The following is a 23,423-nucleotide window of genomic DNA, read 5'->3' on the forward strand; positions in this document are numbered from 1 at the left end:
AATGAACGAATAGTGCCGATAGTTGGGCTTAAGTGGGGAACAAGAGTCGCTCGATTTAGCAGTGGAATTAGCCCTACAATCGGCGTAGGGCTAATTCATGAATTAGCCCTACAATCGGCTTTGTCAAATGGAAAGATGCTCCGAATCAGCACCGGAGCATTGCATCTTTCCTCTTCTGATCTGACAACGCCATCATCTAAGGACTAATATGAATTTGACTGAGAATATAACGCAAGCGATCATAATCATCCTTAAGTAAAACACTTAACTGTCTGCCCACATTCACTAACCATTGTCGATCAGCTTGACGCAATTGATACATCTGACGGATAGAAGCAGCTGCCAAAGCTTCCACGGGAGTATTTTTTACCTGTAATAAAATTCGTAAAAAGTCTAATTGTTCACTAAAATAAACTACTTCCAACGACTCACATTGATAAACTGCCTGATGAATTTGTGGGGGACGGGGAGGAATATATTGATAGATATAACCTCGCCCAGCACCATTGCCATTAAATTGTCCGGGTAAGGTTTCAAAACCGACAATAGTTGCCCGAAATTCCGTTTTTAACATAGCGAAAATCTGCGGCTGTTGTTCCCGCAATTCAGCCAAAGACAACCCCAAAGCTCTAGCGCGATGTACCGAATCGATGGGTGCAGTGGTGGCAAAGGTGACAATCCCAAAAATTTTATTACCCGTTTCTTCATCGTAGGCTTTTACCCAACTACCAAAAGCGGGCATAAAAGGAAAGTTTAACTCCTCTGGTTCCAAACATTGCGCTAAAAACTCGGTCGTCGTTGTCTCGATAACTTCGGCGATATGATCGGGATGGCGGTTATCCGTAGCCAATTGCGGTAAGGGTGGACGCATGGTTATTTTTTGCCTTTAGCGGGGGCAATAATTACTTCTTCCAATTCCGAGAGATTAAAGGTGACTAACTTATCCCAGTTGCCCCCCTCAAAAAGAACGGCCACTTTCCCATCGCTTAAACGCTGGGCTAAACCTTCAAATTTATAATAGGTATCATCGGGATTGGTGACTCGAACGGTACTACCTGGCAAAATCATAGGATTGACGACGAAATTATAATTACTGTCTCTTAGCTTATCAAAAATTAGTGATCAGGGAGTCGTGACTTACCCCTACCTTCTGTTATCCGTCTTAGGCAATACGTCCCTGTTCTCTACCCGATCAGGCGATCGCAATTCGTTGATCAGGCGACAATTGTTGTACTGCTTAAATAAGCTGTTCTAAAGTTAAGGGAATGGTTCTCATCGATTTTGCTTTAATAATTTATAATTTGCTCTATTTAACTCTCAACCCCAGCTACAGGCAATCGCAATAACTCCTAGGATGCGCTTTTCGATAGCGTAACGCACCAATTTAATAATGAAGTTGGTGCGTGGGGCGCGGATTGTTAATTTAGGTTTTTTATCAAAGATAATCGCCGCCTAACACACCCTATATTCTAACTCTGATACTTTGGTAGTATGACAACGACAAAATTTAAAAGTGTACCGTTTAGGGGTAGATTGAACTATAATTGAGTTTATGAACTTACAATTTGAGTGGGATAACCTTAAGGCAAAACTTAATCTCAAAAAGCATGGCATCAATTTTGAAGAAGCCAAGGCTGTTTTTCGAGATCCTCTAGCCTACATTTTTGATGATGAGTGGCATTCGGTCGGTGAAAAACGAGAAATTATTATCGGACACGATGACAAGAATCGCCTTTTAGTAGTTTGTTTTACTGAAAGAAATCAAATGATTCGTATTATCAGCGCACGTTTAACAACCAAAAAGGAACGCCAAGACTATGAAAAATACACAGGACTCTAAAACTAACCAAAATTTACAAGATGACCTACTTCCTGAATATAATTTTAATTATACTAAGGCTCATCCTAATCGTTTTACTTCTCAGGTAAATGAGACAAAAATAACTGTCACTTTAGAATCAGATGTCGCTAAAGTTTTCAAAAATTCTGAAGATGTAAACAAAGCACTTAGAGCTATCCTATCCGCTATTCCTGAAAAATAAGTTAAGAGTAATCTTGTAGGGTGCGAAGCGCGAAAGCGTAACGCACCAATTTAATGATGAAGTTGATGTGTGGGGTGCGGATTGTTAATTTGAGTTTTTTATCGGGGATTATCGCCGCAAACACGCACCCTACAAGATCGGTGTGCTGCTACGCAGTGCCTTCGGCATCGCACTCGATAAGTCATTGGGGGGACAAATTTAATATTTTTCCTTGGGTTGACTCTAAAATTGAATCTCGGATAAAAGAACTAGCATTAGTAATCTCTAGGCCAATTAATTCTCCTAAATCATTAAGTTCAGCCGTAATATTTGGATTAATTTCTACACTGTTAGCTTCTGGTTCATCAGAAATAGTTAAATGAAGAATGTCTTCTTGTTCAAAGTATCTCATTTTAGGGTTGCTCATGGATAGTATATCTCCCAGTTGTTAGGCGAAATCGAATTTGTTGGCGTGTTGTCGCATGAATGGTGACAGGAGTTATAAAATTATCATCGTATTCATAAGGAATAATTACTAAACTATTATCATGCTTGCCTAAGGCAATAAGACGACCCGTTTCAGTATCGTAGTACCTTTCTCCAGAGTATTTGAGAATCTCTTCTATTTTGGCAAGTTCAAATCCTCTCAGTTTGGCTCGATATTGTAAGTAATCCGACCAGATAATATTCGGCATTATGAGCAGACTTTGCTAATTATCTGTTATCTATTTTAATCTAAATTCTCCTTCCCAAACCCCCAACACCGTAACCAACCGAAACCATAACCTTAAGGGTGGTGCGTTCCCCAATATCAAATCATGTCGCAGTCGCAAAGGTTTCAGGGAACGCACCCTACCAGATCGGCGATCGCACTTGACTGAGGTAATCAGATAAAAGTTTAAGCAGCATGATTTAATATTTGTTCTAATTCTTGACGCAAAGCAAGGTAATGACGATAATCGTTTGCCCATTCTATAAAGATTATATCATCTGACAATATTCCCTGATTGTATTCGTTATAAAAATCTTCGGAATCCATTTTATGTTGGTTTTCATAGACGCTAAGCCGCTTGGCAACGGCAATCAAAGCATCTAAAGAAGATGTATATTGAATGGTCTGTTTACGCATTTTTCTTTGACTCCAAAATAATGATATTTTGATTATAAACGATCGCGCTCAAACAAAAACATCAATCGTAGTGGACTGTTTCAGCTAAAATAGGGCAATAGATTTCGGCTTAAAGTCTTAGATTATAGAATTTATAGCATTTTTCTAATACACCAAATTAGCTGAAACAGTCCAGTAGGGTGGATTAGCCAAAGCGTAACGCACCAATTTGATGATAAGGTTGGTGCGTGGGGTGCGGATTATTAATTTTAGTTTTTCATCAGAAATTATCGCCGCAAACACGCACCCTACCAGATCTATACTCAACGGATTTAGTGTAATAGGTTCCAATCCCAGTTATCTGTGTTACCATTCGGGGTAAATTCAAGCGATCTCCAGACACCTATGAGCAAGGTTCTCGTGTTGAATGCCTCCTACGAACCGCTAAATATTACCAGTTGGCGGCGCGCGATCGTTTTATTGTTGAAAGGAAAAGCTGAATCCCTAGAACATAACGGAAAAGTGGTTTGTCGTGACTTACCCCTACCTTCCGTTATCCGTCTTAGGCAATACGTCCGTGTTCCCTACAAGGAAATTCCTTTAACCCGTCGTAATATTCTCGAACGAGATCATCACACCTGTCAATACTGTCTCTACCGAGGTGAACAATTAACCATCGATCATGTGATTCCCCGTTCTCGCGGGGGGGGTGATACCTGGGAGAATTTAGTGGCGGCTTGTGTGCGTTGTAATGTGCATAAGGGCAATCGTACACCAAAAGAGGCCAATATGTCCCTACGCGCCCAGCCACGTCGTCCCTACAGCAGTCTCCACTTTGAGCTATTAAAGCACACCAGGGGGAATCACAATCACGAATGGCGTAAATATGTCATCGGTATTTAGGGTGAAAAAGGCATGGTGAAACCAAGACCAAAATTGATTCCCATGCCATTATTATTAGTCTGGGTGCGAGGATTGGCAACTCCCGTGCCTAGATAAACCGCACAACCAGGACAGGGGGTATTGACTCGGTAGCGCACCGCCATGGGATCATTGGGATCGGTGATAGTTACTCCCTGATGGTTTAAATCTTTAATTAGATTGGTGACGGGTTTGAAAAAATCGGCGCTGGGGGGTTGACTTGGTTGCAGTTCTAGGGTTTGTTCTTGGGAAGCAAGAACGATTTCCGAAGCGATAATTAGCAGTAGAGAGGTGGTTAAGCCAAATAAACCCAGATTATTTTTGATCTTCATTTTTTTATCATCGAGAGATTGTTAATTTTTTCTCTGAAAATTCTAGCGTTTCCTCGCGGGAAAGGAAACTAATCAGTAAAAAAATTTACCGATGTCTGCCATACTTATAATAAGCGGCACAAGCACCTTCACTAGAAACCATACAAGTACCGATGGGATGTTCGGGAGTACAAGCAGTACCAAATACTTTACATTCCCAGGGTTTTAAAACACCTTTAAGAATTTCGCCACACTGACAAGCTTTGTGATCTTTAACGCGCTGATTGGGTAAAGTAAATTTCTTCTCCGCGTCAAAATTACTGTACTCATCTCGCAGTTTTAACCCTCCTTGAGCAATTTCTCCTAAACCTCGCCATTCAAACTGATCCCGCAGTTCAAAAACTTGCTTGATTGCCGATAAAGCGACTCTATTTCCTTGATTTTGTACCACTCGATCATACTGATTTTCGATCTCACATCTCTGCTCATCTAATTGTTTTAATACCATCCAAATTGATTGGAGAATATCCAAGGGTTCAAACCCAGAAACTACCACAGGTTTATGATATTCTTGGGCAATAACTTGATAGGGTTCTGTGCCAATTACCATGCTGACATGACCGGGACCAACAAAACCGTCTAACTGTAAATCTGGGTTATCTAACAAAGCTTTCAGAGCGGGAATAATCACCACATGATTAGAAAATAAACTAAAATTAGTGATGCCATCTCTTTGCGCTTCTAAAATAGTTAAAGCGGTACTAGGAACGGTTGTTTCAAAACCTAATGCTAAAAATATTACTTCTTTATCGAGATTTTCTCTGGCAATTTTTAAGGCATCGCGAGGAGAATAAACCATGCGAATATCATCACCTTTTGCTCGCGCTTGCAGCAGACTAAAATGGGAACCAGGGACACGCATAGTATCGCCAAAAGTTGTCAGAATTACGTTCGGTTGTTGTGCGAGAAAAATGGCATCATCTAAACGACCTCGCGGCATCACACAAACGGGACATCCAGGACCATGAATTAATTCGATAGTTTCCGGAAGTATTGCCTCGATACCGTATCTAAAAATTGAGTGGGTATGACCTCCACAAACCTCCATAATTTTAGTAACTTTTTCCCGCTTTTCAGAGATTCTTATCGATAATTGTTCAATTTGTTGAATTAATCCCGACGCTTTAACTGGATCACGAAATTCATCAACGTATTTCATAGTTTATCTCCTTTAATTATCATTTTTAGCTGTCGGTCGTCAGTAATAATTGCCGTAATTTACATTTCTTAGAGATAGACAACAGCATTAATTTATGGGTGACTACTTTAAGAACATTAATTATGATTAAATTCTGCCTCTAATTCTGCTAATTGTGTTAATAAACTTAAGGTTTCTTGCGCCTCATCTTCATCGATTCGATTCATGGCAAAACCCACATGAACTAATACCCAATCCCCTACACAAGTATTAGCAGGATGGTCTTCATCAACAATACAAGTAATATTTACTTCTCTTTTTACACCCCCCACATCGACGAGAGCGAGATGATGGTTTTCATCAATAATTGCTGTAATTTGTCCCGGTATGCCTAAACACATAGTTTTTACCTTAAAAAATCTAGTTTTTGCTAATTATGCGCTGATTTTTGGGCTAGAGGTTGCAGTAATATCAACCGAGAATCAGGTCATACTTCATCCCTGTGAGAAACGCTATACAGTCAAAGGTTATCCTTTTTACTTGGTCTTAGCTGCCATTCTGGACTATTGCCCTCAAGAACAGCTTTTTTTCCCGTATCTTTTTTAAGATTTCCCCCGTCCCGCACCGTGGACGCTATCCCAGCAGGGGTAAAACTTTTGTATTAGGGACTACATCAATGATAAGAAATTATTCAATCAATCGATCGGGTGACATTCTAGGCTATGATTTCCCTGACTATAGTTATTTCTCTACATTAAGGAAAATCTACGATGACAACCTTTCCCATCGATTTGAGCGCCTATAAACCCATCAGTCTCGACCCCAGTAACCCCACCCTCACCGACGACCAAAGAAGCGCCCTAAAAGCCAATATCCAACTCTGTCGCGATGCTATCATCTTTTTTACTGCCACGGGTGCAGCCCGGGGTGTGGGTGGACACACCGGCGGCCCCTACGATACCGTCCCGGAAGTGGTGATTCTCGATGCTCTTTTCCGCAGTCAACCTAGTCAATTTGTACCAATTTTCTTCGATGAAGCGGGACACCGCGTCGGTACTCAATATCTCATGTCTGCGTTAGAAGGTTCTTTACCCCCAGAACAATTAATGCACTACCGCGAGGCCAATTCTAAACTCCCCGGACACCCGGAATTAGGATTAACCCCCGGTGTCAAATTTAGTTCTGGCCGTTTAGGACATATGTGGCCCTACGTTAACGGTGTCGCTTTAGCTAACCCCGGAAAAACCGTTTTTTGTTTAGGTTCCGATGGTTCTCAACAGGAAGGCAATGACGCGGAAGCTGCCCGTTTAGCCGTAGCTCAACACATCAATGTTAAGCTAATTATTGATGATAATGATGTGACGATTGCCGGTAATCCCTCCAAATATTTACCCGGTTATGATGTGGCCAAAACTCTCGTTGGCCATGGTCTAAAAGTGTTAGTGGGAGATGGGGAAGATATCGATAGTTTGTATCGCAATATCTGTGAAGCAATTAATACTCCGGGCCCGATTGCGATTATTAATAAACGTCCCATGTGTCCCGGAATTGAAGGTTTAGAAGGTTCTAACCACGGTCATGATGTGATTTCTGTCCCCTTGGCTTTGAAATATTTAGAGGCAAAAGGACACAGTGCCGCCGTGGAATATCTCAACAGTATTAAGAAGCCTTCTAATGACTATAAATTCCTCGGTTCTGGGGATAAATGGGGTTCTAACCGCAACGTTTTCGGCGAAGCTGTAGTCAGTCTTTTAGGCAAAATGAGCGAGGAAGAACGCAAGGCTAAGGTATTAGTAGTAGATAGCGATTTAGAGGGTTCCTGCGGTCTAAAAATTATCCACGATAAACATCCCGAAGTGTTTATTCCTTCCGGTATTATGGAACGGGGCAATCTTTCGGCGGCCGCTGGTTTTGGTATGGAGAAAGGTAAACAGGGAATTTTCGCTACTTTTGCCGCTTTTCTAGAAATGTGTATTTCTGAAATCACCATGGCCCGCTTGAATTATTCTAATCTTTTATGTCATTTTTCCCATTCCGGTATCGATGACATGGCGGATAATACCTGTCACTTTGGTTTGAATAATTTCTTTGCCGATAATGGACTCGATGACGGTTACGAAACCCGTCTTTATTTCCCGGCCGATGCGGCACAAATGACCGCTTGTGTCGAGGCAACTTTCCATCAACCCGGTTTACGTTTTATCTTCTCGACTCGTTCTAAAACTCCCAATATTCTTGATACTAAAGGCAATAATTTCTTTGGCGATGGTTACACCTTTGTCCCCGGAAAAGATGAAGTAATTCGGGAAGGCACTGCCGGTTATATCATCAGCTTTGGCGATGGTTTATACCGCGCTTTAGATGCAGTGGAACGTCTAAAACAAGAAGGGATCGACGTGGGTTTAATTAATAAACCGACTCTCAATGGGGTGGATGAAGAAATTATCGCTAAAGTTGGTAGTTCTCCCTTTGTTTTAGTGGTAGAAGCATTTAACCGTCGCACGGGTTTAGGTAGCCGTTATGGTTCTTGGTTACTCGAACGCGGTTTAACTCCTAAATACGCCTATATCGGTACTCACCACGAAGGTTGTGGCGGTTTATGGGAACAGTTCCCCCACCAAGGTATTGACCCAGTTGGTATCATCAGTAAAGTTAAATCTTTAATCGCTTAGATAGTATTTTAGGGGGGAATTAATCAGTTATCAGTTATCAGTAATCAGTTATCAGTGAACATCTTTAATAATTAAGTAGGTAGGTGTTAAAAATTATTAGACACCCCCCTTATCAAGGGGGGCAGGGGGGATCCCCCCGCCTATCAGCACCCCCCTTATCAAGGGGGGCAGGGGGGATCGAACCTAAAATTCATTTTTAATTTAATTATAACCAGCTACTTAAGATTTTAGCTTGGTTGAGAATCCGAGCATTTGTACTAAAATTTCCCAGACGCAGTTTAAATCCCTGACAGCTTATCAACTTTAGCGGCTTAAATCGCACAGTTGAGGGGAAATCCCCCTGAACTAGGTACGGTAAGCCCCTAGAAGCCAACAAACCGGTCAATCTAGAATAATCTCTAGGGTATAAAAGTAATCTCTTATAGAAAATGCAGCCAACCAATCCACAACAATTTACAGAAAAAGCTTGGGAGGCAATCGTCAAAACGCCGGACATTGCCAAACAGAACAGCCAGCAACAAATCGAAAGCGAACATCTAATGAAAGCCCTTCTTGAACAGGAGGGATTAGCGGGCAGTGTCTTTAGTAAAGCTAATATTAGTCTAGCCCGTTTGCGGGATCGAACCGATGACTTTATCCGTCGTCAACCGAAAATCTCTAACCCCGGCGACTCGATTTATTTAGGTCGTAGTTTAGATAGTTTACTCGATCGAGCGGAAAATTATCGTCGAGAATTTGGAGATGACTTTATCTCGATCGAGCATTTGATTTTAGGTTACGCTAAAGATGATCGCTTCGGTAAAAATATTTTTCAAGAATTCGGACTTACCGAAAGCAAACTCAAAGAAATTATTCAACAAGTCAGAGGTAGTCAAAAAGTGACCGATCAGAATCCAGAAGGCAAATATGAAGCCCTAGAAAAATACGGGCGAGATCTCACCCAATTGGCACGAGAAGGTAAATTAGACCCCGTAATTGGACGGGATGACGAAATCCGTCGCACCATTCAGATTCTCTCTCGCAGAACTAAAAATAACCCAGTTTTAATCGGGGAACCGGGAGTAGGAAAAACAGCCATTGTCGAAGGATTAGCCCAGCGTATTATTAACCGCGATGTGCCAGAATCTCTGTTAGATCGGACTCTCATTTCTCTCGATTTAGGTGGCTTAATTGCGGGAGCAAAATATCGCGGGGAATTTGAGGAAAGATTAAAAGCTGTCCTCAAGGAAGTCACCGATTCCCAAGGCAATATCATCATGTTTATTGATGAAATTCATACCGTTGTCGGTGCGGGAGCCACTCAAGGGGCAATGGATGCGGGCAATTTATTAAAACCAATGTTAGCCCGGGGTGAATTGCGTTGTATTGGGGCCACTACCCTCGATGAATACCGCAAATATATCGAAAAAGATGCGGCATTAGAAAGACGCTTCCAAGAGGTTTTAGTAGATGAACCAAATGTGGTCGATACTATTTCGATTCTTCGCGGTCTTAAAGAACGTTATGAGGTGCATCATGGGGTAAAAATTGCCGATAATGCTTTAGTAGCAGCGGCACTGCTTTCTAATCGTTATATTAGCGATCGCTTTTTGCCCGATAAGGCCATTGATTTAGTTGATGAAGCGGCAGCCAAATTGAAGATGGAAATCACTTCTAAACCAGAAGAACTCGATGAAATTGATCGCAAAATTCTCCAGTTAGAAATGGAAAAACTTTCCCTACAACGGGAATACGATCCAGCTTCGCGAGAACGGTTAGAAAAGTTAGAAAAAGAACTAGCTAACCTCAAGGAAGAACAATCGGGATTAAATGCCCAATGGCAAGGGGAAAAAGAGATTATCGATAAAGTTCGTGGGGTTAAAGAAGCGATCGAACAAGTTAATCTGGAAATTCAACAGGCCGAACGAGATTATGATTATAATCGTGCCGCCGAATTAAAGTTCGGAAAATTAACCGATCTGCAGCGGCAAATGTCCGCCCTAGAAACTCAATTGGCCGACAAACAAACCACCGGTAAAAGTTTATTAAGGGAAGAAGTTCTCGAATCGGATATCGCCGAAATTATCTCGAAATGGACGGGAATTCCTCTCAATAAATTGATCGAATCGGAAAAAGAAAAACTCCTCAATCTGGAAGAGGAATTACACGAAAGTGTCATCGGTCAAGAGGAAGCAGTCACAGCCGTGGCCGAAGCGATTCAACGTTCCCGCGCCGGTTTATCGGATCCCAACCGTCCCACGGCCAGCTTTATTTTCCTCGGTCCGACGGGGGTTGGTAAGACAGAATTGGCGAAAGCTTTAGCGCGCAATCTCTTTGACACGGAAGAGGCTCTAGTTCGCATCGATATGTCGGAATACATGGAAAAACACAGCGTTTCCCGTCTCATGGGTGCGCCTCCGGGATACGTCGGCTACGATGAAGGGGGACAACTAACCGAGGCAATCCGGCGTCGTCCCTACTCTGTCATCCTCTTTGATGAGATTGAAAAAGCCCATCCCGACGTTTTTAACGTTATGTTACAAATCCTTGACGATGGGCGCTTAACCGACTCTCAAGGTCATCTGGTTGATTTTAAAAATACCATCATTATTATGACCAGTAATATCGGTTCTCAATACATTTTAGACGTGGCTGGTGATGAGTCTCGTTACGAGGAAATGCAGGCGCGGGTGATGGAAGCAATGCGGAATAGTTTCCGTCCCGAATTCCTCAATCGTATCGATGAAACGATTATTTTCCATAGTTTACAAAAAGCGCAACTGCGATCGATTGTCAAACTACAGACAGCCAATCTCAGCGATCGCTTGATGGAACAAAAATTAGCCCTGAAACTTGCCGATATTGCTCTCGATTATCTAGCAGAAATTGGTCACGATCCAGTGTACGGTGCGCGACCCTTAAAACGGGCAGTACAAAGATATGTGGAAACTCCGATCGCTAAGGCAATTCTGCGCGGCGAGTTCAAAGGGGGAGACACGATTTTTGTCGATGTGGCCGATGAAAGATTGACCTTTAAACGGTTAGCTTCCCCGGTAGTAACTGCTTAATTAGCAAGGGTGGGCAATGCTCACCCTTTGATTATTTCGGGTTTACCGAAAAAGTTTTTCGTGCAGTCAGGAGTCGGTCGGCGGTCGTCAATACCACATTCGGTTATACTTCATCTTGATCGGAAAGGCTGTATCAGTTATCAGTTCACTGATCACTGAAAAAAAGCTTCCCACTCTCCTATAAACTAGCTAATCAAATAGTTGCTAATTCCTGAACATCGAAATCTGATTGCAACAGTTGAATGAGAGAGGCACAACGATAGACCATAGCGGCACGACTATCTACCCCTAATTTGGCAAAAATTCGCCGTAAATAGGTAGCAACAGTCCATTCACTAATATGTAAGCGATGGGCTATCTGTTTGTTAGCTTGTCCCAGGGCCACTAGGGTGGCGATTTGTAGTTCTCTTTCCGAGAGAAGTTGGGCGATTTCTTGGGCGGAAGATTTAATTTGACTGGATACATCGAGAATAATAAAACATTGACCGTTGACTTCAAATTGATCCACCTCAACAAAAGATTTTTTTAATTCTTTTAAATAATTTTTTTTCTGATCTTCCTTTAGATAGATGATACAGTAGTGATGATCGTGCTTATAAATTTCTGAAACTACTTGATAGGACACATCGGTGAACAAAGAGCCAAGGTTTTGCTGATGCTGGTTATTCATTGTCTTTTCTCTCCTAACTTGTTTTCTGACTAAATAAAAGCTTCGTCTATCTGGAAAATAGGAAACAATCAATAAAAGTAGGTGCAAGACGGTCTTGTCAAGATTACAGTAATATATTTCTGCCCATAATTGGGCTAATCTTAACATTTAATTTGGGAATATAGATTAGGGTAAAAATCGGGGTGGCTCTTCGGTTTTTGTTATGCAATGGACGGGTTTTATAAGGGATGGAAACCTTATATAGAAAGGCATTTAGCGATTTTTATCAATTGTTTTTTATCTAGAGCGAACTAATCAATTAAGTCTCTTGCCAGATAATGATTTAGTCGATTTATGCACCCCTATCGAACCATACCAAGTAACGAAGAACCATCGAGGTTTTAATCAAGACGAAGCTCGATCATTGTAAAATTTTCCAGAAAAACTTGCCAATAAATTAGAAAAACTTAACAATAATTGAGTTTCTAGCTCAACCATAAAAAACTAAGAGTAAACCTCTTGCATAATTAATTTTTGAGGATTCAAAAACGGCAAAAACAAGGATTAAATTACATAAAATCTGGAAATAGACCGTTTAATTGATTATTATTCATTCTTAATTCTCCTGACTACTGACTACTGACTCCTGACTCCTAACCCTAACAACAATTTTTGATTTTTACAAGAGGTCTAGTGACTAACAGAAACTTCCCTAGACCGAGGAGTAATTCCGGAAGGATTGACCAGAGGAGAATAGACTTGAGCGGGGGGTAGCGATCGCAAATTAAACAGAGCGGCAAAATTAGCCCCGCCATCATAGAGAGGTTGTAAACGTTGGCAGGAACCTGTTAGTAAAGGCATAACCCCGGGACCATGACCACTGACCGTACTATCGCCATGGACGATAATCCCGAAAGTAATCCGACCTTGACGGTAACTAGGACCGTGACGGGTATCCGCCGAGCCAATGGCAACCAAATCGCCGAATCGAAGAGTATCGAGACGATAGCGACGGCGAAGTTGCGGATCAAATAGCTGGATATCGTAATCACCGCGCCAGACCGTATTTTTGCCTAATCCCGAACCCATAGCGGCAGCAGGGACAAAATGAGTCACGGGGACCTGTAAACCGCGATCACCCGGAATTAAACCCCAACGCCGCAGGAAATCGGGGGAACAGTTAAATAAACGCAGATCGGGATAGTCTAATAATTTTAACCCCAAACCATAACTATAGATTTGCACTCGATCGCCGATCCGTAAGCGACGCAAAACCGCAGGGGGAAAATCTACCAAAACGTGGTCTACTCCCCCATGTTTTCCCGTCACCAGACCCGATTGACCCGTGGCAGGACCGGTAATCACCCTAGCGCGATTGCCCAGACAAGCATAGGTAATCAGGGCGAGATTGGGGCCGCGACGACTGCCGATAATTTCCCGACTATTATTATGGAGAGCCACCCCCGGCTCAATATGATCCCCCATTAAACCCACACAGCGATCGCCAACCCGTTGATTGAGGACAATTCCCCCGGTGGCCGGAAGGATTCGGGGTATGCCATCATGACCGATGCGATAGGGATTAGCCTGACCGACCGGATGGGCAATTTGACCGGCAACGGCCACCATTACTAAGTCTGGTTGGTTAATACGGAGGGAATTGGCACTATCTGGTCGTGAATTATTCATATATCAGTTATCAGTATTCTAAAATGGAAGCATGGGATTTTTGCTTGAATCTATGACTGCAACACTGCTCGCACCACCGGCTGAAATAATTCACCTGTCCGGGATTAGCTGGGAAACCTACGAAACGCTGCTAGAAGAAATGAGCGATCGCCGTCTGCGGCTGACCTACAATCGTGGCAATTTAGAAATCATGGCTCCTTCCCCAGAACACGAATTTAGTAAAACCCTCATCGGTCGCTTTGTCGAAACCCTAGCGGAAGAATCAGCAGTCCCGATTTATCCCCTTGGTTCTACCACCTTTAAACGCCCTAAATTGAGTGGTGCAGAACCGGATGAATGCTTTTACATTGATAATATTGAGGCGGTTCGGGGGAAAAAGCGACTGGACTTAAATGAAGACCCTGCACCAGATTTAGTCATAGAAATTGATGTCACCAGCAGTTCTCAAAATCGCCTTCAGGTTTATGCAGATTTAGGCGTGGCAGAGGTTTGGGTTTATAATGGGGAATCTCTGGTCATCCAACAATTACAAAATGGCACTTATATTACCTCCCCAACAAGTCAATTTTTTCCTAATTTACCCATCTTAGAAATTGCTATATTTTTACAACAAGCTGGCCAGACAGATTACCTAGAGTTAGTAAAAGCATTTCGGAATTGGGTAAGAAGTCAGTTGGAAAAATAAAAGGAAGGTTTTTCAACGTTAAATCTCATACCAAAATCCCCTTGCACCCTGCCAAAAATCAATTTTTTCTCCCCTAGTTTCTGACCAGTCTTCTAATTCCAATTCGCTCGCAGAAATATCTTCGGACCAACTGGGAGGAGGATCGATCCTGATTGCTTCCGGAACTACTAAATGCAGAACCACTGGGTGGAATCCCATCCAGAGCAATTTGGAGACTCCAGACTGGATGAATAACTGGCGTAATTGTTCCCGTTCCAAAGCAGCGATCGCATCTTGTTGGTCAATTTCCTGACAGTTGATGCCCCAACTCTCCAAGGTAGAACAGATTACTGGGGGTAAGTTGCGGGCCCGATCTTCCGGGGAGCGATGGGTTAGGATAAAGGCCGACCCCAAGGCGGCACTCAAAGCGATCGCATCTCGGAAAGCATAGCCGAGCAGATCGGTGTGAATTTGTCTATCTAAACTGCGGGCTAACCATTCCCAACGACTGACTAAACTGCTGTCGGTTTCTTTGGGCAAAAGGGATTCACCAAGCCCATCGCCGATCCAAAATAGATGATGATTACCTAAATCCGTCTCTAGTCGCAGTCTTTCCCATTCCCGCAAAGTGCGACGGGTTTGAGAAGAAAGTTCCGGAGTAAGAAGGGATGGGCAATTGCCCTTCTCTGGGGACGCTTCTAGCCAAGGCCGCCAGCGATCGAAAACATCGCTATTATCAATTAGATGCCAAAATTCTCGCGCTATCCATAATTCGAGAAATCGTCCTAATTGTTTGACCAGGAGCAGACCATAATCCGATAAGGCCAGGTTGGGATCGAGGACACAAGACCAACGGCGTTGATTGAGGTTAATGGAGAAATCGGGCAAAAGAGCGGCACTCATCGGGACACCTCTAAAATAATAGCGTTACACCCCAGCAGACCCCGAACCGATAACACTGCGTAGCGCCGGAGTTACCCCCTGAAAAGCCCGGCCTTCGGGAGTCATGCGATAGGCAGCTAACCAAGCTTCCGAATGGGGACCCATGGGTCTGAGTTCCGATTGGAATAAAATCGGGTCAAGGGCAGTTTTAAAGTCGTTATCGGCGACAAATTGCAGAATCCGACGACCGCTTTCCGCCATTTTTGCCCGTTGGGAAGGTTCGGCAATACCCCCCAGATAGCGATTGGAGACGATTTCGATCACATCCCATTTGGTATTAGCATCGAAGGCTTTTTTGATATCGGCTGCATCCAAAAGGTTGAGAACCGTATTGAGATAATGTCCCGTTTCCATCGTCAGGGCCAAAATGTTACCGTAGGTGGAGCGATCGAGAGCATAGCGCAGATCCAAGCCGATGCGTTGAACCGTGCCGATACTGCCAAAGGGTCGCTGTTCAATGAGAGTGCCACCGCGAATTACTTCCCCGATCAATAAATCCCGGAAATATTGGGCAACGGCCACCATAAACCCGACTAATTGCCGGTGAAAATTGCGGTTAATGATCGCCCCCGAAGCTGGTTGGGCATTACCGTAGTTAAAGGCGCGACGATAGGCCATCATCCGATCGCGGATCGTATAGCGCAAAGGTTTCCATTTGTCAAGTAAATATAGACCTCGCGCCCCCGGTCCCCGTTGAATCCGCATCCGTCCCTCTCTAAACAGACGCTGCAGCACTTGGATGACTTGAAAAACTTTCATCCGTTCGTGTTGGTAGATATAGTACAGTTCGGCGGCGGCGTGGAGTTGACTAGGAACGACGGAATCATCGAAATCTGGCTGGATATAGGGATAGGAAACGTTCTCGAAGGGAATCGGTCCTTTGGGTCCAAATCCCATTAAATCGAGGAAACTATCGGGACTACTGGAACCGTCGGCCGCCCCCTTGAGTAGTTCACCGAAACGGTCTTCGAGTTGCTGTTCGTACTGTTGGCGCTCTTCCGGTGGCATCGCTCCTAATTGATCTCTCAAAAAGGTTGCCCACAAGCGTTGAATGGTTTCTGTGGTGTTGTAGGTCATGGTTGGATTCCTTGCGGCGATTTAACTATTTGAGGCAAAATATTGAAGGATTAATTGACGTAATTGCTGGAGTTGGATCAGGCGCTGGTAGCGCAGGGCGAGCTTACTGTTCCCCAAGGGTTCTGAGGCACTCCTGGCCAGATCTTCATTGAACAAATCTGGATGCTCGGCTAATTTGTTTTGCAGGACTTCCAGTTGTCTTTCTAGACGATCTAAATTGGCAACGTCCAGATCTTCTTGTGTCAAGCTGGCTTCAACTTGACTGAGTTCGTGAAGTAAGGGCAGGGCTGGCGCTAGGTTTTCCTCTGTCAGTTGCTCCTCTAAAGAAGTAGGAAATAATTCTAGCGGTGGTGGTGCTGGGGGAGCGGCTTGTTGTCCGGCTTCAGGGGATTTAACCTCAAAAGAACCCAACAGTTCCATACACAAATCCTCGATCTTTAAAGCACAATCCATCCATTTTTGTTCTCCTTCCTCTTCCTCTTGTAGAGTTGGTTCACCTAAAGATTCTGCTCTTAAACCGATAGACTCTACAGGCGTTTCAAAGATAGATGTAAATCGCTTTTCAAGTTCATTTTTTCCACTGTATCCCTTCATTGCTTGATCCCATAATTTCGATTGCCGCATATTGTTCATCAAACAACCCATCCTGTCTCGTTTATTGCGACACAGCCACCACCAGATAAAGATATTGAGGTTAATGAGGAGTATGTAGACAGAGATATTGATGGAAATGTTTGGAGCAGGTACTTTCACAGATAGCTGCAAATTGTTAATAGCATTGGCGATATCTGCTAATCCAGCTGTTGTCATATTTGCGGAATTTGTGTTGTTTCCTGCTTCCTCGCCAACACTTAGTGCTAGTTTTGCATCAGCAAGGCTCAGAATTGCCTCAGTAATGCCTTGAATCCTCTTGTGAATTACTGTGTTAGGTTCTGGTATAGTTTCTCTTTTCGTACTAGGTGTCATCATCCGTACTCTCCTGCTTAAAAACTCTAAGTTTATGGGTTCTTCGTTACTTGGTATGGTTCGATAGGGGGGCATAAATCGACTAAATCCTTATCTGGCAAGAGACTTAATTGATTAGTTCGCTCTAGATAAAAAACAATTGACAAAAATCGCTAATGCATAACACAAACCGAAGAGCCAGTTTATGAATCGGTGATCAATAATTGTCATGGCTCAGTTAATGGATTGTCATTAACTAAATCATCAAAATCTTCAGCAAGATTTTGGGCTGACTCGCCTAGTTTAGGACTGAGCTTATCAGCAACAATCTTCAGGCTTTCTTCGTAGTTACCTGGTAACTCAAATTTAACTTCAAGATCGATTTGGCTATCATTTTCGGTTTTCCCTAAAGCTCTCTGTAAAGCTCGATTAATTAGGCTGTTCATGACATTAAATACTCCTGATACTGAGTGTTTATTGTTTGAATTATTCCATCGAACATTCCTAAATGGTATGCACGACGGAGCCATCGTTTGCACCAGATTTTCCCAACGACCTTCCATGTCTTTTTGAACTTGTAATTCTTGGCAAACTAAGTCTCTGATTGTTTTGTCATTTTCAGGAAGTGCTAGTAGTACCCTCGTGTCAGCGGGTTCAGGGTTTCCAGAAGAAACATAAAGATCCTTGCGAATCTGCAAACAACTTTGATAAATGAGATGATTGAGGTACTGTTGGGAATTACCCTGTTCGCCAGGTAATAAAACTTCGGAACCTGTAGTATCATTTTCTAGGAGACAGCGACCTCGCTCAAGGTTTGCTTCCCCTTTAGGCTGATTAGGAAATAGGAAAACATCCACGATGTAGCTATAGGCAACTGCCCGTTTTTCTGGCGATTTCTTCAGAGGATCGTTAGTATCTTGCGTCCCCACAGCATAGAGGTCGATCGCGCGATCGAGATCGTAAAGAATTTTATCGAGAACAATTTGGCAGAGAACTGTTTTAGAAGTACAGCCACATTGCAAATAGCAGTCCAGTTTATCCGCAAGCTGATTGCGCTCAATGATCAGCCGTAGCAGCCTTTCTTCAGCTTCATCAAAGGCGGACATCCCATACAGGCCATAGAACAAAATCGGCGGTCGGGCAATCCGCAGCAACCGGAATCCACCGGATGGCTCGAAACCATCCACAAAAAGCTGCAAAGCTTCCAGAAAAGCAGTCAGAGGTGGAGCAGCAGGATAGATCAAGTTCTTACCAACGATGACTAGGCGCCGCAGGCGTTCGACATCCAACTGTGCTGTTGCCCCTAATTGGCGCAAACCCGCGACACTACCCTGACCAGACCTTTGAATGAGCGCATCCATGACGCGACTTAACTCGCCTTCAACCAGGAGAGCGCGAAGATCGCCTTGTCCCTGTTCTTCCAACCGTTGGAAAAGCTGGCGGTAGGCATCGATCCCTCTGGGCCATTCGTTGGGAGCATAAGCCTCTTGAGTTGCCCCGACTAAATTCCGCAGGGCATAGATAACAGCATCCCGGCGCACTTGTAACTCGCTATAGGGAGCCTGTAAGAGATAACGACCGCCGAAGCCGACATTAGAGAGTGCTTCACCCATCATCACAAATAAGACGGAAGCCACTTCATCCAAACTCTGAGCGAACTTGCGATAGATGAGGCTCATGGTAGGAGTCAGCGCCCCAACCAGCCGCGCCAGGCGAGCATAATCCCCCAAGGTGCGACGGATGCCGAAGGTTTTATCCCGCTGTCTGGGATCGAGGGCAAAACGAGCCGAATTCACCCCTTCCTGAATGGCAGAACGAACTGCCATCGCCCAGCCTTCCAATTCTGGGGTCACGTCCTTGAGGATGGAGTTGGTGGTCAGTTCCCGCAAATCCCGCTCCACATCATTGATCGCTTGCTGCATTTCTGCATCGGAGGATGTGGGGGCTTGCTGCAAGGCCATCGGTGTACCAGAAGCCAAAAGAAAGGGAACTCCCTCCGCCTCCTTGTTGATGGCTAATGCTCTAGGATTGTTTTTATAGCGGTTTAGTAATGCCTCTGCTATCTGTTTGGCATCATTGGGATCGCTGACTTTTAATTCTCGCCGCAGAAGATTATCCAACGCCATACGAGAACTACTGTTCGCCATCAGGCCATTATTTTTGGCCATGGCACTACTATAATTAAACGGATTGCCAGATGAAGTGTTCATAATTTATCAGGGCAAGGAAAAAAGGTGTTGGGGTTGTTTCAGTGATCAGTTATCCCCTATATTCCTAAGTTTTCAGAGCAAAGCGGCTTGTATTTCTTTAAAACTGGGTGAAGATGGGGGAATAGGGGAGGTAAGATGATTAATAACCCGATTGGATAACTGACGGGCGGGAATTTGACCAGTAGCGAGGGCATAACTAGCGGCGCTGACCAGAAATCGCGGCGGTAAATCGGGGGGAACCTCTCCGTGGACTAATTGTCTAGCACCAGCTTGAATCGCTTTTTCATCATCTTCAGAAAAAGGAATAATATCCGCCAGGGCCTGTTGGGCGAGATTGCGACGGGTTTGATAGGCAATTTCATCCACCAGATGGGGAATTAACAATTCCGAGGTGGTTAACAGACGTGCCGGCAGACGGTGAAAACGATTAGGGTTATAGAGTTGCTGCCAGACGCGCCGTAAGCGATCGCCCTCTTGACCAAATCCCATCCGTCGCAACATTTCCGCTAAGATCAAAATCCTCAGATATGCCGTCGGGTGCGCTCCTCCGGGACGATAGGTAAGGGTACGGGGAGCGGGATGAGCCAGAAAAAGTGCCATTCCCCAGGCCGCAGCTGGACCTGCTAATAAAATCGCCGCTAAATCGGCAAAAACTTCCTTATGCCAGCGTCCGTAGATGCGAGTAATACTGGGGTCGCCACTGGTGCCGAGAATGCGACGGATCACCGCTTGACGATTTTCCTGCCAGATACCCAGATCCGCTTGCAGATTGTGGGCTACTTCGTGGATAAAGACCGGTTGCCAAGGATTATCTCGATCCCAAGGAATCCGGATAATCGGGAAGGGATTAGGTTCTCCCAAAAGACGAGTCAGCAAAACTCCACGACGCATGGTAGCAGGCGAGAAACCGTGTTCCATATAACACAAGGGTTTGAGCATCGGTGCGCGAAATAATCCCGGGGAGGACTCGCGAACAGCCCGATAACAATCGATCGCGATCAGATCATGGGCGGCGAGAGCGGCGGCAAAAGAGGAACCCCTTTGACTAAAAATTTCAAAAAATAGGCCAAAACTACGGCGAGCGCGGTCAATTTCCCGTTCTACCAGTGCTATATCGATTAAAACTCGCTCTATCGGTGACTCGTTCCACGTCCCTTGTAGATGCTGAAGACGACGCTGAATTTGGCGATCAATCTTAGCCAGACGTTGATTAGCTGCCCGAAAATGGTCGGGAGAGGGAGCGTAGGGTAAATCTTGGGGGCGAATCCCCACGGAAGCATAATTTACCCTGACTAGACGACGCGCTCGCGCCGTTAGATCTAAAATTTTATTGTGTAGAAAAGCTCTCGTTCCCATACTGCCCCCATTGCGGTTGGTTGCCTAACTGCCTTGAATGCGAATAGTTACCGGTCCGCGCAGACGATAGCTATGGCTACGGCCACAGGTGGGGCAAGGTCGTCCCCCGGACATCGATTGCCGGCCGGGGCGATGCGGACTCGGGCCAGATGTGGTCGTGAGCGGACGGGCTAAACGGCGCACGGTGCGAGGACTTTGGGCGACTCGGGCGGCGGCACGACGCACGGCAGGGGCCACGGACCGGGCGGGTAAACCTCTTTGGGCAACGGTACGACTAACACCGCGCACAATGCGAGGCACGGCTCTAGCGGCGGCCGGCCCTTGACGACGGGCGAGGGTGCGTGTAGCTTGGCTGACACTACTGACCAATTGCCGGCGAGTTTGCCGCGGTAGTCGCGAGATATTGGGCATAGCGGTCCGCAGGGCAACGGCGGAAACAAAGGGAGCGGCCGCATCGATCGCATCTTCCGTCTCGGCCAGGTCAAATAAGTCCTCCAAAGCCTCAAACTCATCGGCCTCATCAGCCAAAAGTCTTCCGGCCACGTTGGCAATACGTCCGATTAATTGCGCTTGCGGTAGGGGAATCATACTGGCGATCGGTCCGACCACGCGGGCTACGGAACCAATTCCCCGGCCCACTCTTCCAGCAACTTGTCCGACTCTGCGTCCCACATTGCGAGCGATGCGTCCCAAGCGTCGGAAAAACTCGTCCGTGTCCTCCTCGGCCAGGGCATCGGCCAGGGCATCCTCCAGGGCATCGAAACCAGAATCGTAGCCCTGTTCTCCCCAGTCTTCCATCTCGTCAAATCCCTGACCACTACCGAGCATCGATCCGATGCCGCGAATTAAACCACCGATAAAGGCATCATCATCGGCTTCGGCCAGATCGTATTCCCCGAATTCATCCCCGGCATCGTAACTATCGTAATAGTCGCCCCTTTGGGCGGGGCCTTCCACTTGATCGTAAAACAAGTCATCCATGACATCGGTTTCAAAGGCTTGATACATGATTTTTCTCTCCTAATTGCAAGGGCAGAAATAGCTATAGGCGCGTGATCATAATTTCCACCGGTCCTTGTAGTCTTAGGCGCTGGGGCAGACCACCGCGACTGGGGCCGGGGCGAACAGAAGTTCTTCTCATCCCCGGGGCGGGACGGGATAACTGCCGTACTAAACGGGGTTGCGCCGCCACTCTCGCCCCGGTTTGTCGGATAGCTTGCGGTAAGCGACTGGGGGATAAACGACGACGAGCGGCGGTTTGTCCGACACTCTGAGCTATCCTCGGCAAAGCTCGCAGGGCAGCCGATCCCTGACGGCGGACTAGATTTCGAGCCACTTGGGTGGTACTGTGAACGATCTGACGACGGAGAGGACTACTGAGGGCGGCACGGCGCAGCACCGGTCTAACCATAGTGCGGGCTGCTATACCAGCTATTACGGGTAAAGCCTCATCTAGCTCCTCATCGGCAAATAAATCAGCTAAGTCTTCTAGGGCATCCAATTCATCAAAGCCCTGGGCGGCATACTGTTGCAGCAGTGGTGCTATTTGCCCCAAAATGCTGGCCAAGGGATTGGCAGCGCGTCCGGCACGTCCCGCCACTCGCTGCACTTGGCCTGCCACTCGCTGCACCTGTCCAGCTACTCGTCCGGCAGTTTGGACCGCCCGTCCCACCCCCCGGGCTACCCGGCTGGCAGTGGTGGCTCCCCGACGGGCTGCCCCCGCCACCCGGCTAATTCCTCCTAATAATTGTCGGAAAAATTCATCGCTGTCTTCCGCGTCTAGGGCATCGGCAACGGCTTCTTCTAGGGCATCCCAATCATTGACTCCGCTATCGATGAGGTAATCATCGCCGAAATCTTCCCCTAATTCCGCCTCGTATTCGTCTTCTCCCAGAAAGCCCTCTCCTCCCATATCTTCCCATCCTAATTGGTCTTCGCCAAAACTGTCTTCGGCTTCAAATCCTTCAAAACCTTCGCTTTCCATACCTTCCCAAGCATCGAAGGCTCCCTCATCGGCAAAGGAGGAATTAGCGGCTAAGTCCTCCATAACATCACTTTCAAAAGGCTGATCCATATAAGTACCTTCCTGAGCGCAAGTAGTCGCTAAAATGTCGATAAAATTAAGAACAATTTCGACAGAATTAGGTCTGACCTAACCTTGTCTGTCTTCTCGTATTCCACATCGAGAGCTAGAGCGAGATCTTGCTAAGGAGTATTTTGCTATCTAGCTCTCTATTACTGTTTAGGATAGATTGTTCCTCTCCCTCTTACCAGTCACACGATCTAGGTCACTTATTTGGTGTAACTCATTTAAGGGACGTTATACCAATTTCAATAGTCGTGACTGACATCTGCAAGCCCAATTCTTCTCTCAGAGCGTAATTGCGCCTTAGAATAGACCTCTTGCAAAAATCAAAAATTGTTGTGAGGGTTAGGAGTCAGTAGTCAGGAGAATTAAGAATGAATAATAATCAATTAAATGCTCTATTTAGTGATTAGACCTCTTGCATAATTTTTTTATGGTATAATATAAGGTTTTGCTTTTTTCTCAATTCTTAGATTGAAGTGGAAAAAAGAATAAAATGTGATCTTAGGTCAGGAAATCATCTATAA

The 23,423-nt window shown here is 45.1% G+C and carries 23 protein-coding genes; 6 read left to right on the forward strand and 17 right to left on the reverse strand.

Annotated elements, in window-relative coordinates; all coding sequences use genetic code 11:
* Positions 1-196: 196 nt before the first annotated feature.
* On the reverse strand, positions 197-871 hold the full coding sequence (locus tag EWV66_RS06205) for an HAS-barrel domain-containing protein (protein WP_002759297.1): 675 nt from the start codon (positions 869-871) through the stop codon (positions 197-199).
* Between the two features lie 2 nt (positions 872-873).
* The gene (locus EWV66_RS06210) at positions 874-1,068 is read right to left on the reverse strand and encodes an NAD(P)H dehydrogenase subunit NdhS (protein ID WP_002759298.1); all 195 of its coding nucleotides are present in this window, start codon (positions 1,066-1,068) and stop codon (positions 874-876) included.
* A gap of 484 nt (positions 1,069-1,552) precedes the next feature.
* Here EWV66_RS06210 and EWV66_RS06215 point away from each other — a divergent pair, with 484 nt between their 5' ends.
* Both EWV66_RS06215 and EWV66_RS06220 read left to right on the forward strand, forming a co-directional pair.
* Positions 1,553-1,840, forward strand: coding sequence for a BrnT family toxin (locus EWV66_RS06215; protein WP_002785531.1), 288 nt, complete (start codon positions 1,553-1,555; stop codon positions 1,838-1,840).
* The gene (locus tag EWV66_RS06220) at positions 1,818-2,042 is read left to right on the forward strand and encodes a hypothetical protein (protein ID WP_002785537.1); all 225 of its coding nucleotides are present in this window, start codon (positions 1,818-1,820) and stop codon (positions 2,040-2,042) included. The genes EWV66_RS06215 and EWV66_RS06220 overlap by 23 nt, the downstream gene beginning before the upstream one ends.
* 181 nt (positions 2,043-2,223) lie before the next feature.
* On the opposite strand, the gene EWV66_RS06225 is transcribed toward EWV66_RS06220, so the two are convergent.
* The 3 genes from EWV66_RS06225 to tumA all read right to left on the reverse strand — a co-directional run bounded on the left by EWV66_RS06225 (position 2,224) and on the right by tumA (position 3,150).
* Positions 2,224-2,448 carry a DUF2283 domain-containing protein gene (locus EWV66_RS06225; RefSeq protein WP_002785539.1) on the reverse strand — a complete coding sequence of 75 codons (225 nt, stop codon included), beginning with the start codon at positions 2,446-2,448 and terminating at the stop codon, positions 2,224-2,226.
* On the reverse strand, positions 2,435-2,716 hold the full coding sequence (locus tag EWV66_RS06230; RefSeq protein WP_287107332.1) for a hypothetical protein: 282 nt from the start codon (positions 2,714-2,716) through the stop codon (positions 2,435-2,437). The genes EWV66_RS06225 and EWV66_RS06230 overlap by 14 nt, the downstream gene beginning before the upstream one ends.
* Before the next feature lie 203 nt (positions 2,717-2,919).
* On the reverse strand, positions 2,920-3,150 hold the full coding sequence (tumA, locus tag EWV66_RS06235; RefSeq protein WP_002785543.1) for an antitoxin TumA: 231 nt from the start codon (positions 3,148-3,150) through the stop codon (positions 2,920-2,922).
* A gap of 384 nt (positions 3,151-3,534) precedes the next feature.
* Here tumA and EWV66_RS06240 point away from each other — a divergent pair, with 384 nt between their 5' ends.
* Positions 3,535-4,032, forward strand: coding sequence for an HNH endonuclease (locus EWV66_RS06240; protein ID WP_002785544.1), 498 nt, complete (start codon positions 3,535-3,537; stop codon positions 4,030-4,032).
* Here the strand turns inward: EWV66_RS06240 and EWV66_RS06245 are convergent.
* The 3 genes from EWV66_RS06245 to EWV66_RS06255 all read right to left on the reverse strand — a co-directional run bounded on the left by EWV66_RS06245 (position 4,029) and on the right by EWV66_RS06255 (position 5,960).
* Positions 4,029-4,382, reverse strand: coding sequence for a hypothetical protein (locus EWV66_RS06245; RefSeq protein ID WP_052276311.1), 354 nt, complete (start codon positions 4,380-4,382; stop codon positions 4,029-4,031). The genes EWV66_RS06240 and EWV66_RS06245 overlap by 4 nt on opposite strands.
* 85 nt (positions 4,383-4,467) lie before the next feature.
* Positions 4,468-5,580 carry a hydrogenase formation protein HypD gene (gene hypD / locus EWV66_RS06250; RefSeq protein WP_052276310.1) on the reverse strand — a complete coding sequence of 371 codons (1,113 nt, stop codon included), beginning with the start codon at positions 5,578-5,580 and terminating at the stop codon, positions 4,468-4,470.
* A 116-nt stretch (positions 5,581-5,696) separates the two neighbouring features.
* Entirely contained in the window at positions 5,697-5,960 is a 264-nt protein-coding gene (locus tag EWV66_RS06255) for a HypC/HybG/HupF family hydrogenase formation chaperone (protein ID WP_002785547.1), read from the reverse strand.
* A 369-nt stretch (positions 5,961-6,329) separates the two neighbouring features.
* Between EWV66_RS06255 and EWV66_RS06260 the strand changes: the two genes are divergently transcribed.
* Together EWV66_RS06260 and clpB are read left to right on the forward strand one after the other, a co-directional pair.
* Positions 6,330-8,231, forward strand: a complete 1,902-nt coding sequence (locus tag EWV66_RS06260; protein ID WP_287107333.1) for a thiamine pyrophosphate-binding protein — start codon at positions 6,330-6,332, stop codon at positions 8,229-8,231.
* Positions 8,232-8,659: 428 nt separating this feature from the next.
* Positions 8,660-11,278, forward strand: a complete 2,619-nt coding sequence (clpB, locus tag EWV66_RS06265) for an ATP-dependent chaperone ClpB (protein ID WP_052276307.1) — start codon at positions 8,660-8,662, stop codon at positions 11,276-11,278.
* A gap of 193 nt (positions 11,279-11,471) precedes the next feature.
* Here the strand turns inward: clpB and EWV66_RS06270 are convergent, their stop codons facing one another.
* Together EWV66_RS06270 and EWV66_RS06275 are read right to left on the reverse strand one after the other, a co-directional pair.
* On the reverse strand, positions 11,472-11,948 hold the full coding sequence (locus EWV66_RS06270) for a response regulator transcription factor (protein WP_249264925.1): 477 nt from the start codon (positions 11,946-11,948) through the stop codon (positions 11,472-11,474).
* Between the two features lie 669 nt (positions 11,949-12,617).
* The gene (locus EWV66_RS06275) at positions 12,618-13,616 is read right to left on the reverse strand and encodes a DUF4438 domain-containing protein (RefSeq protein WP_052276305.1); all 999 of its coding nucleotides are present in this window, start codon (positions 13,614-13,616) and stop codon (positions 12,618-12,620) included.
* A 52-nt stretch (positions 13,617-13,668) separates the two neighbouring features.
* Between EWV66_RS06275 and EWV66_RS06280 the strand changes: the two genes are divergently transcribed.
* On the forward strand, positions 13,669-14,301 hold the full coding sequence (locus EWV66_RS06280; RefSeq protein WP_052278420.1) for a Uma2 family endonuclease: 633 nt from the start codon (positions 13,669-13,671) through the stop codon (positions 14,299-14,301).
* Between the two features lie 18 nt (positions 14,302-14,319).
* Here EWV66_RS06280 and EWV66_RS06285 read toward each other — a convergent pair whose 3' ends face one another.
* From EWV66_RS06285 to EWV66_RS06315, 7 genes are all read right to left on the reverse strand, one after another.
* The gene (locus tag EWV66_RS06285) at positions 14,320-15,183 is read right to left on the reverse strand and encodes a hypothetical protein (RefSeq protein WP_052276304.1); all 864 of its coding nucleotides are present in this window, start codon (positions 15,181-15,183) and stop codon (positions 14,320-14,322) included.
* Between the two features lie 24 nt (positions 15,184-15,207).
* Positions 15,208-16,299, reverse strand: a complete 1,092-nt coding sequence (locus EWV66_RS06290; protein ID WP_052276303.1) for a hypothetical protein — start codon at positions 16,297-16,299, stop codon at positions 15,208-15,210.
* 21 nt (positions 16,300-16,320) lie between these two features.
* Positions 16,321-17,268 carry a hypothetical protein gene (locus tag EWV66_RS06295; protein WP_128575177.1) on the reverse strand — a complete coding sequence of 316 codons (948 nt, stop codon included), beginning with the start codon at positions 17,266-17,268 and terminating at the stop codon, positions 16,321-16,323.
* A 203-nt stretch (positions 17,269-17,471) separates the two neighbouring features.
* Entirely contained in the window at positions 17,472-19,454 is a 1,983-nt protein-coding gene (locus EWV66_RS06300) for a hypothetical protein (protein ID WP_284526063.1), read from the reverse strand.
* 72 nt (positions 19,455-19,526) lie between these two features.
* Positions 19,527-20,810 (reverse strand): hypothetical protein, encoded by a 1,284-nt coding sequence (locus tag EWV66_RS06305; RefSeq protein ID WP_052276301.1) that lies wholly within the window; start codon positions 20,808-20,810, stop codon positions 19,527-19,529.
* 24 nt (positions 20,811-20,834) lie between these two features.
* A complete protein-coding gene (locus EWV66_RS06310; protein WP_052276300.1) occupies positions 20,835-21,818 on the reverse strand; it encodes a hypothetical protein in 984 nt (327 codons plus the stop codon).
* Positions 21,819-21,852: 34 nt separating this feature from the next.
* Complete coding sequence (locus tag EWV66_RS06315) at positions 21,853-22,884, reverse strand: hypothetical protein (RefSeq protein WP_287107336.1); 1,032 nt, start codon at positions 22,882-22,884, stop codon at positions 21,853-21,855.
* Positions 22,885-23,423 lie beyond the last annotated feature (539 nt).

This window comes from Microcystis sp. M_OC_Ca_00000000_C217Col (genome assembly GCF_007095585.1).
In the GTDB taxonomy this organism is placed as follows: domain Bacteria; phylum Cyanobacteriota; class Cyanobacteriia; order Cyanobacteriales; family Microcystaceae; genus Microcystis; species Microcystis panniformis.

Coding starts and splice junctions, on each gene's coding strand:
- EWV66_RS06275 (WP_052276305.1), bottom strand. CDS start 13,616: ATGAATAATTCACGACCAGATAGTGCCAATTCCCTCCGTATTAACCAA.
- EWV66_RS06255 (WP_002785547.1), bottom strand. CDS start 5,960: ATGTGTTTAGGCATACCGGGACAAATTACAGCAATTATTGATGAAAAC.
- EWV66_RS06315 (WP_287107336.1), bottom strand. CDS start 22,884: ATGGATCAGCCTTTTGAAAGTGATGTTATGGAGGACTTAGCCGCTAAT.
- EWV66_RS06210 (WP_002759298.1), bottom strand. CDS start 1,068: ATGATTTTGCCAGGTAGTACCGTTCGAGTCACCAATCCCGATGATACC.
- EWV66_RS06285 (WP_052276304.1), bottom strand. CDS start 15,183: ATGAGTGCCGCTCTTTTGCCCGATTTCTCCATTAACCTCAATCAACGC.
- EWV66_RS06300 (WP_284526063.1), bottom strand. CDS start 19,454: ATGAACACTTCATCTGGCAATCCGTTTAATTATAGTAGTGCCATGGCC.
- EWV66_RS06260 (WP_287107333.1), top strand. CDS start 6,330: ATGACAACCTTTCCCATCGATTTGAGCGCCTATAAACCCATCAGTCTC.
- EWV66_RS06225 (WP_002785539.1), bottom strand. CDS start 2,448: ATGAGCAACCCTAAAATGAGATACTTTGAACAAGAAGACATTCTTCAT.
- tumA (WP_002785543.1), bottom strand. CDS start 3,150: ATGCGTAAACAGACCATTCAATATACATCTTCTTTAGATGCTTTGATT.
- clpB (WP_052276307.1), top strand. CDS start 8,660: ATGCAGCCAACCAATCCACAACAATTTACAGAAAAAGCTTGGGAGGCA.
- EWV66_RS06230 (WP_287107332.1), bottom strand. CDS start 2,716: ATGCCGAATATTATCTGGTCGGATTACTTACAATATCGAGCCAAACTG.
- EWV66_RS06280 (WP_052278420.1), top strand. CDS start 13,669: ATGACTGCAACACTGCTCGCACCACCGGCTGAAATAATTCACCTGTCC.
- EWV66_RS06215 (WP_002785531.1), top strand. CDS start 1,553: ATGAACTTACAATTTGAGTGGGATAACCTTAAGGCAAAACTTAATCTC.
- EWV66_RS06245 (WP_052276311.1), bottom strand. CDS start 4,382: ATGAAGATCAAAAATAATCTGGGTTTATTTGGCTTAACCACCTCTCTA.
- EWV66_RS06290 (WP_052276303.1), bottom strand. CDS start 16,299: ATGACCTACAACACCACAGAAACCATTCAACGCTTGTGGGCAACCTTT.
- EWV66_RS06205 (WP_002759297.1), bottom strand. CDS start 871: ATGCGTCCACCCTTACCGCAATTGGCTACGGATAACCGCCATCCCGAT.
- EWV66_RS06270 (WP_249264925.1), bottom strand. CDS start 11,948: ATGAATAACCAGCATCAGCAAAACCTTGGCTCTTTGTTCACCGATGTG.
- hypD (WP_052276310.1), bottom strand. CDS start 5,580: ATGAAATACGTTGATGAATTTCGTGATCCAGTTAAAGCGTCGGGATTA.
- EWV66_RS06295 (WP_128575177.1), bottom strand. CDS start 17,268: ATGATGACACCTAGTACGAAAAGAGAAACTATACCAGAACCTAACACA.
- EWV66_RS06310 (WP_052276300.1), bottom strand. CDS start 21,818: ATGTATCAAGCCTTTGAAACCGATGTCATGGATGACTTGTTTTACGAT.
- EWV66_RS06305 (WP_052276301.1), bottom strand. CDS start 20,810: ATGGGAACGAGAGCTTTTCTACACAATAAAATTTTAGATCTAACGGCG.
- EWV66_RS06220 (WP_002785537.1), top strand. CDS start 1,818: ATGAAAAATACACAGGACTCTAAAACTAACCAAAATTTACAAGATGAC.
- EWV66_RS06240 (WP_002785544.1), top strand. CDS start 3,535: ATGAGCAAGGTTCTCGTGTTGAATGCCTCCTACGAACCGCTAAATATT.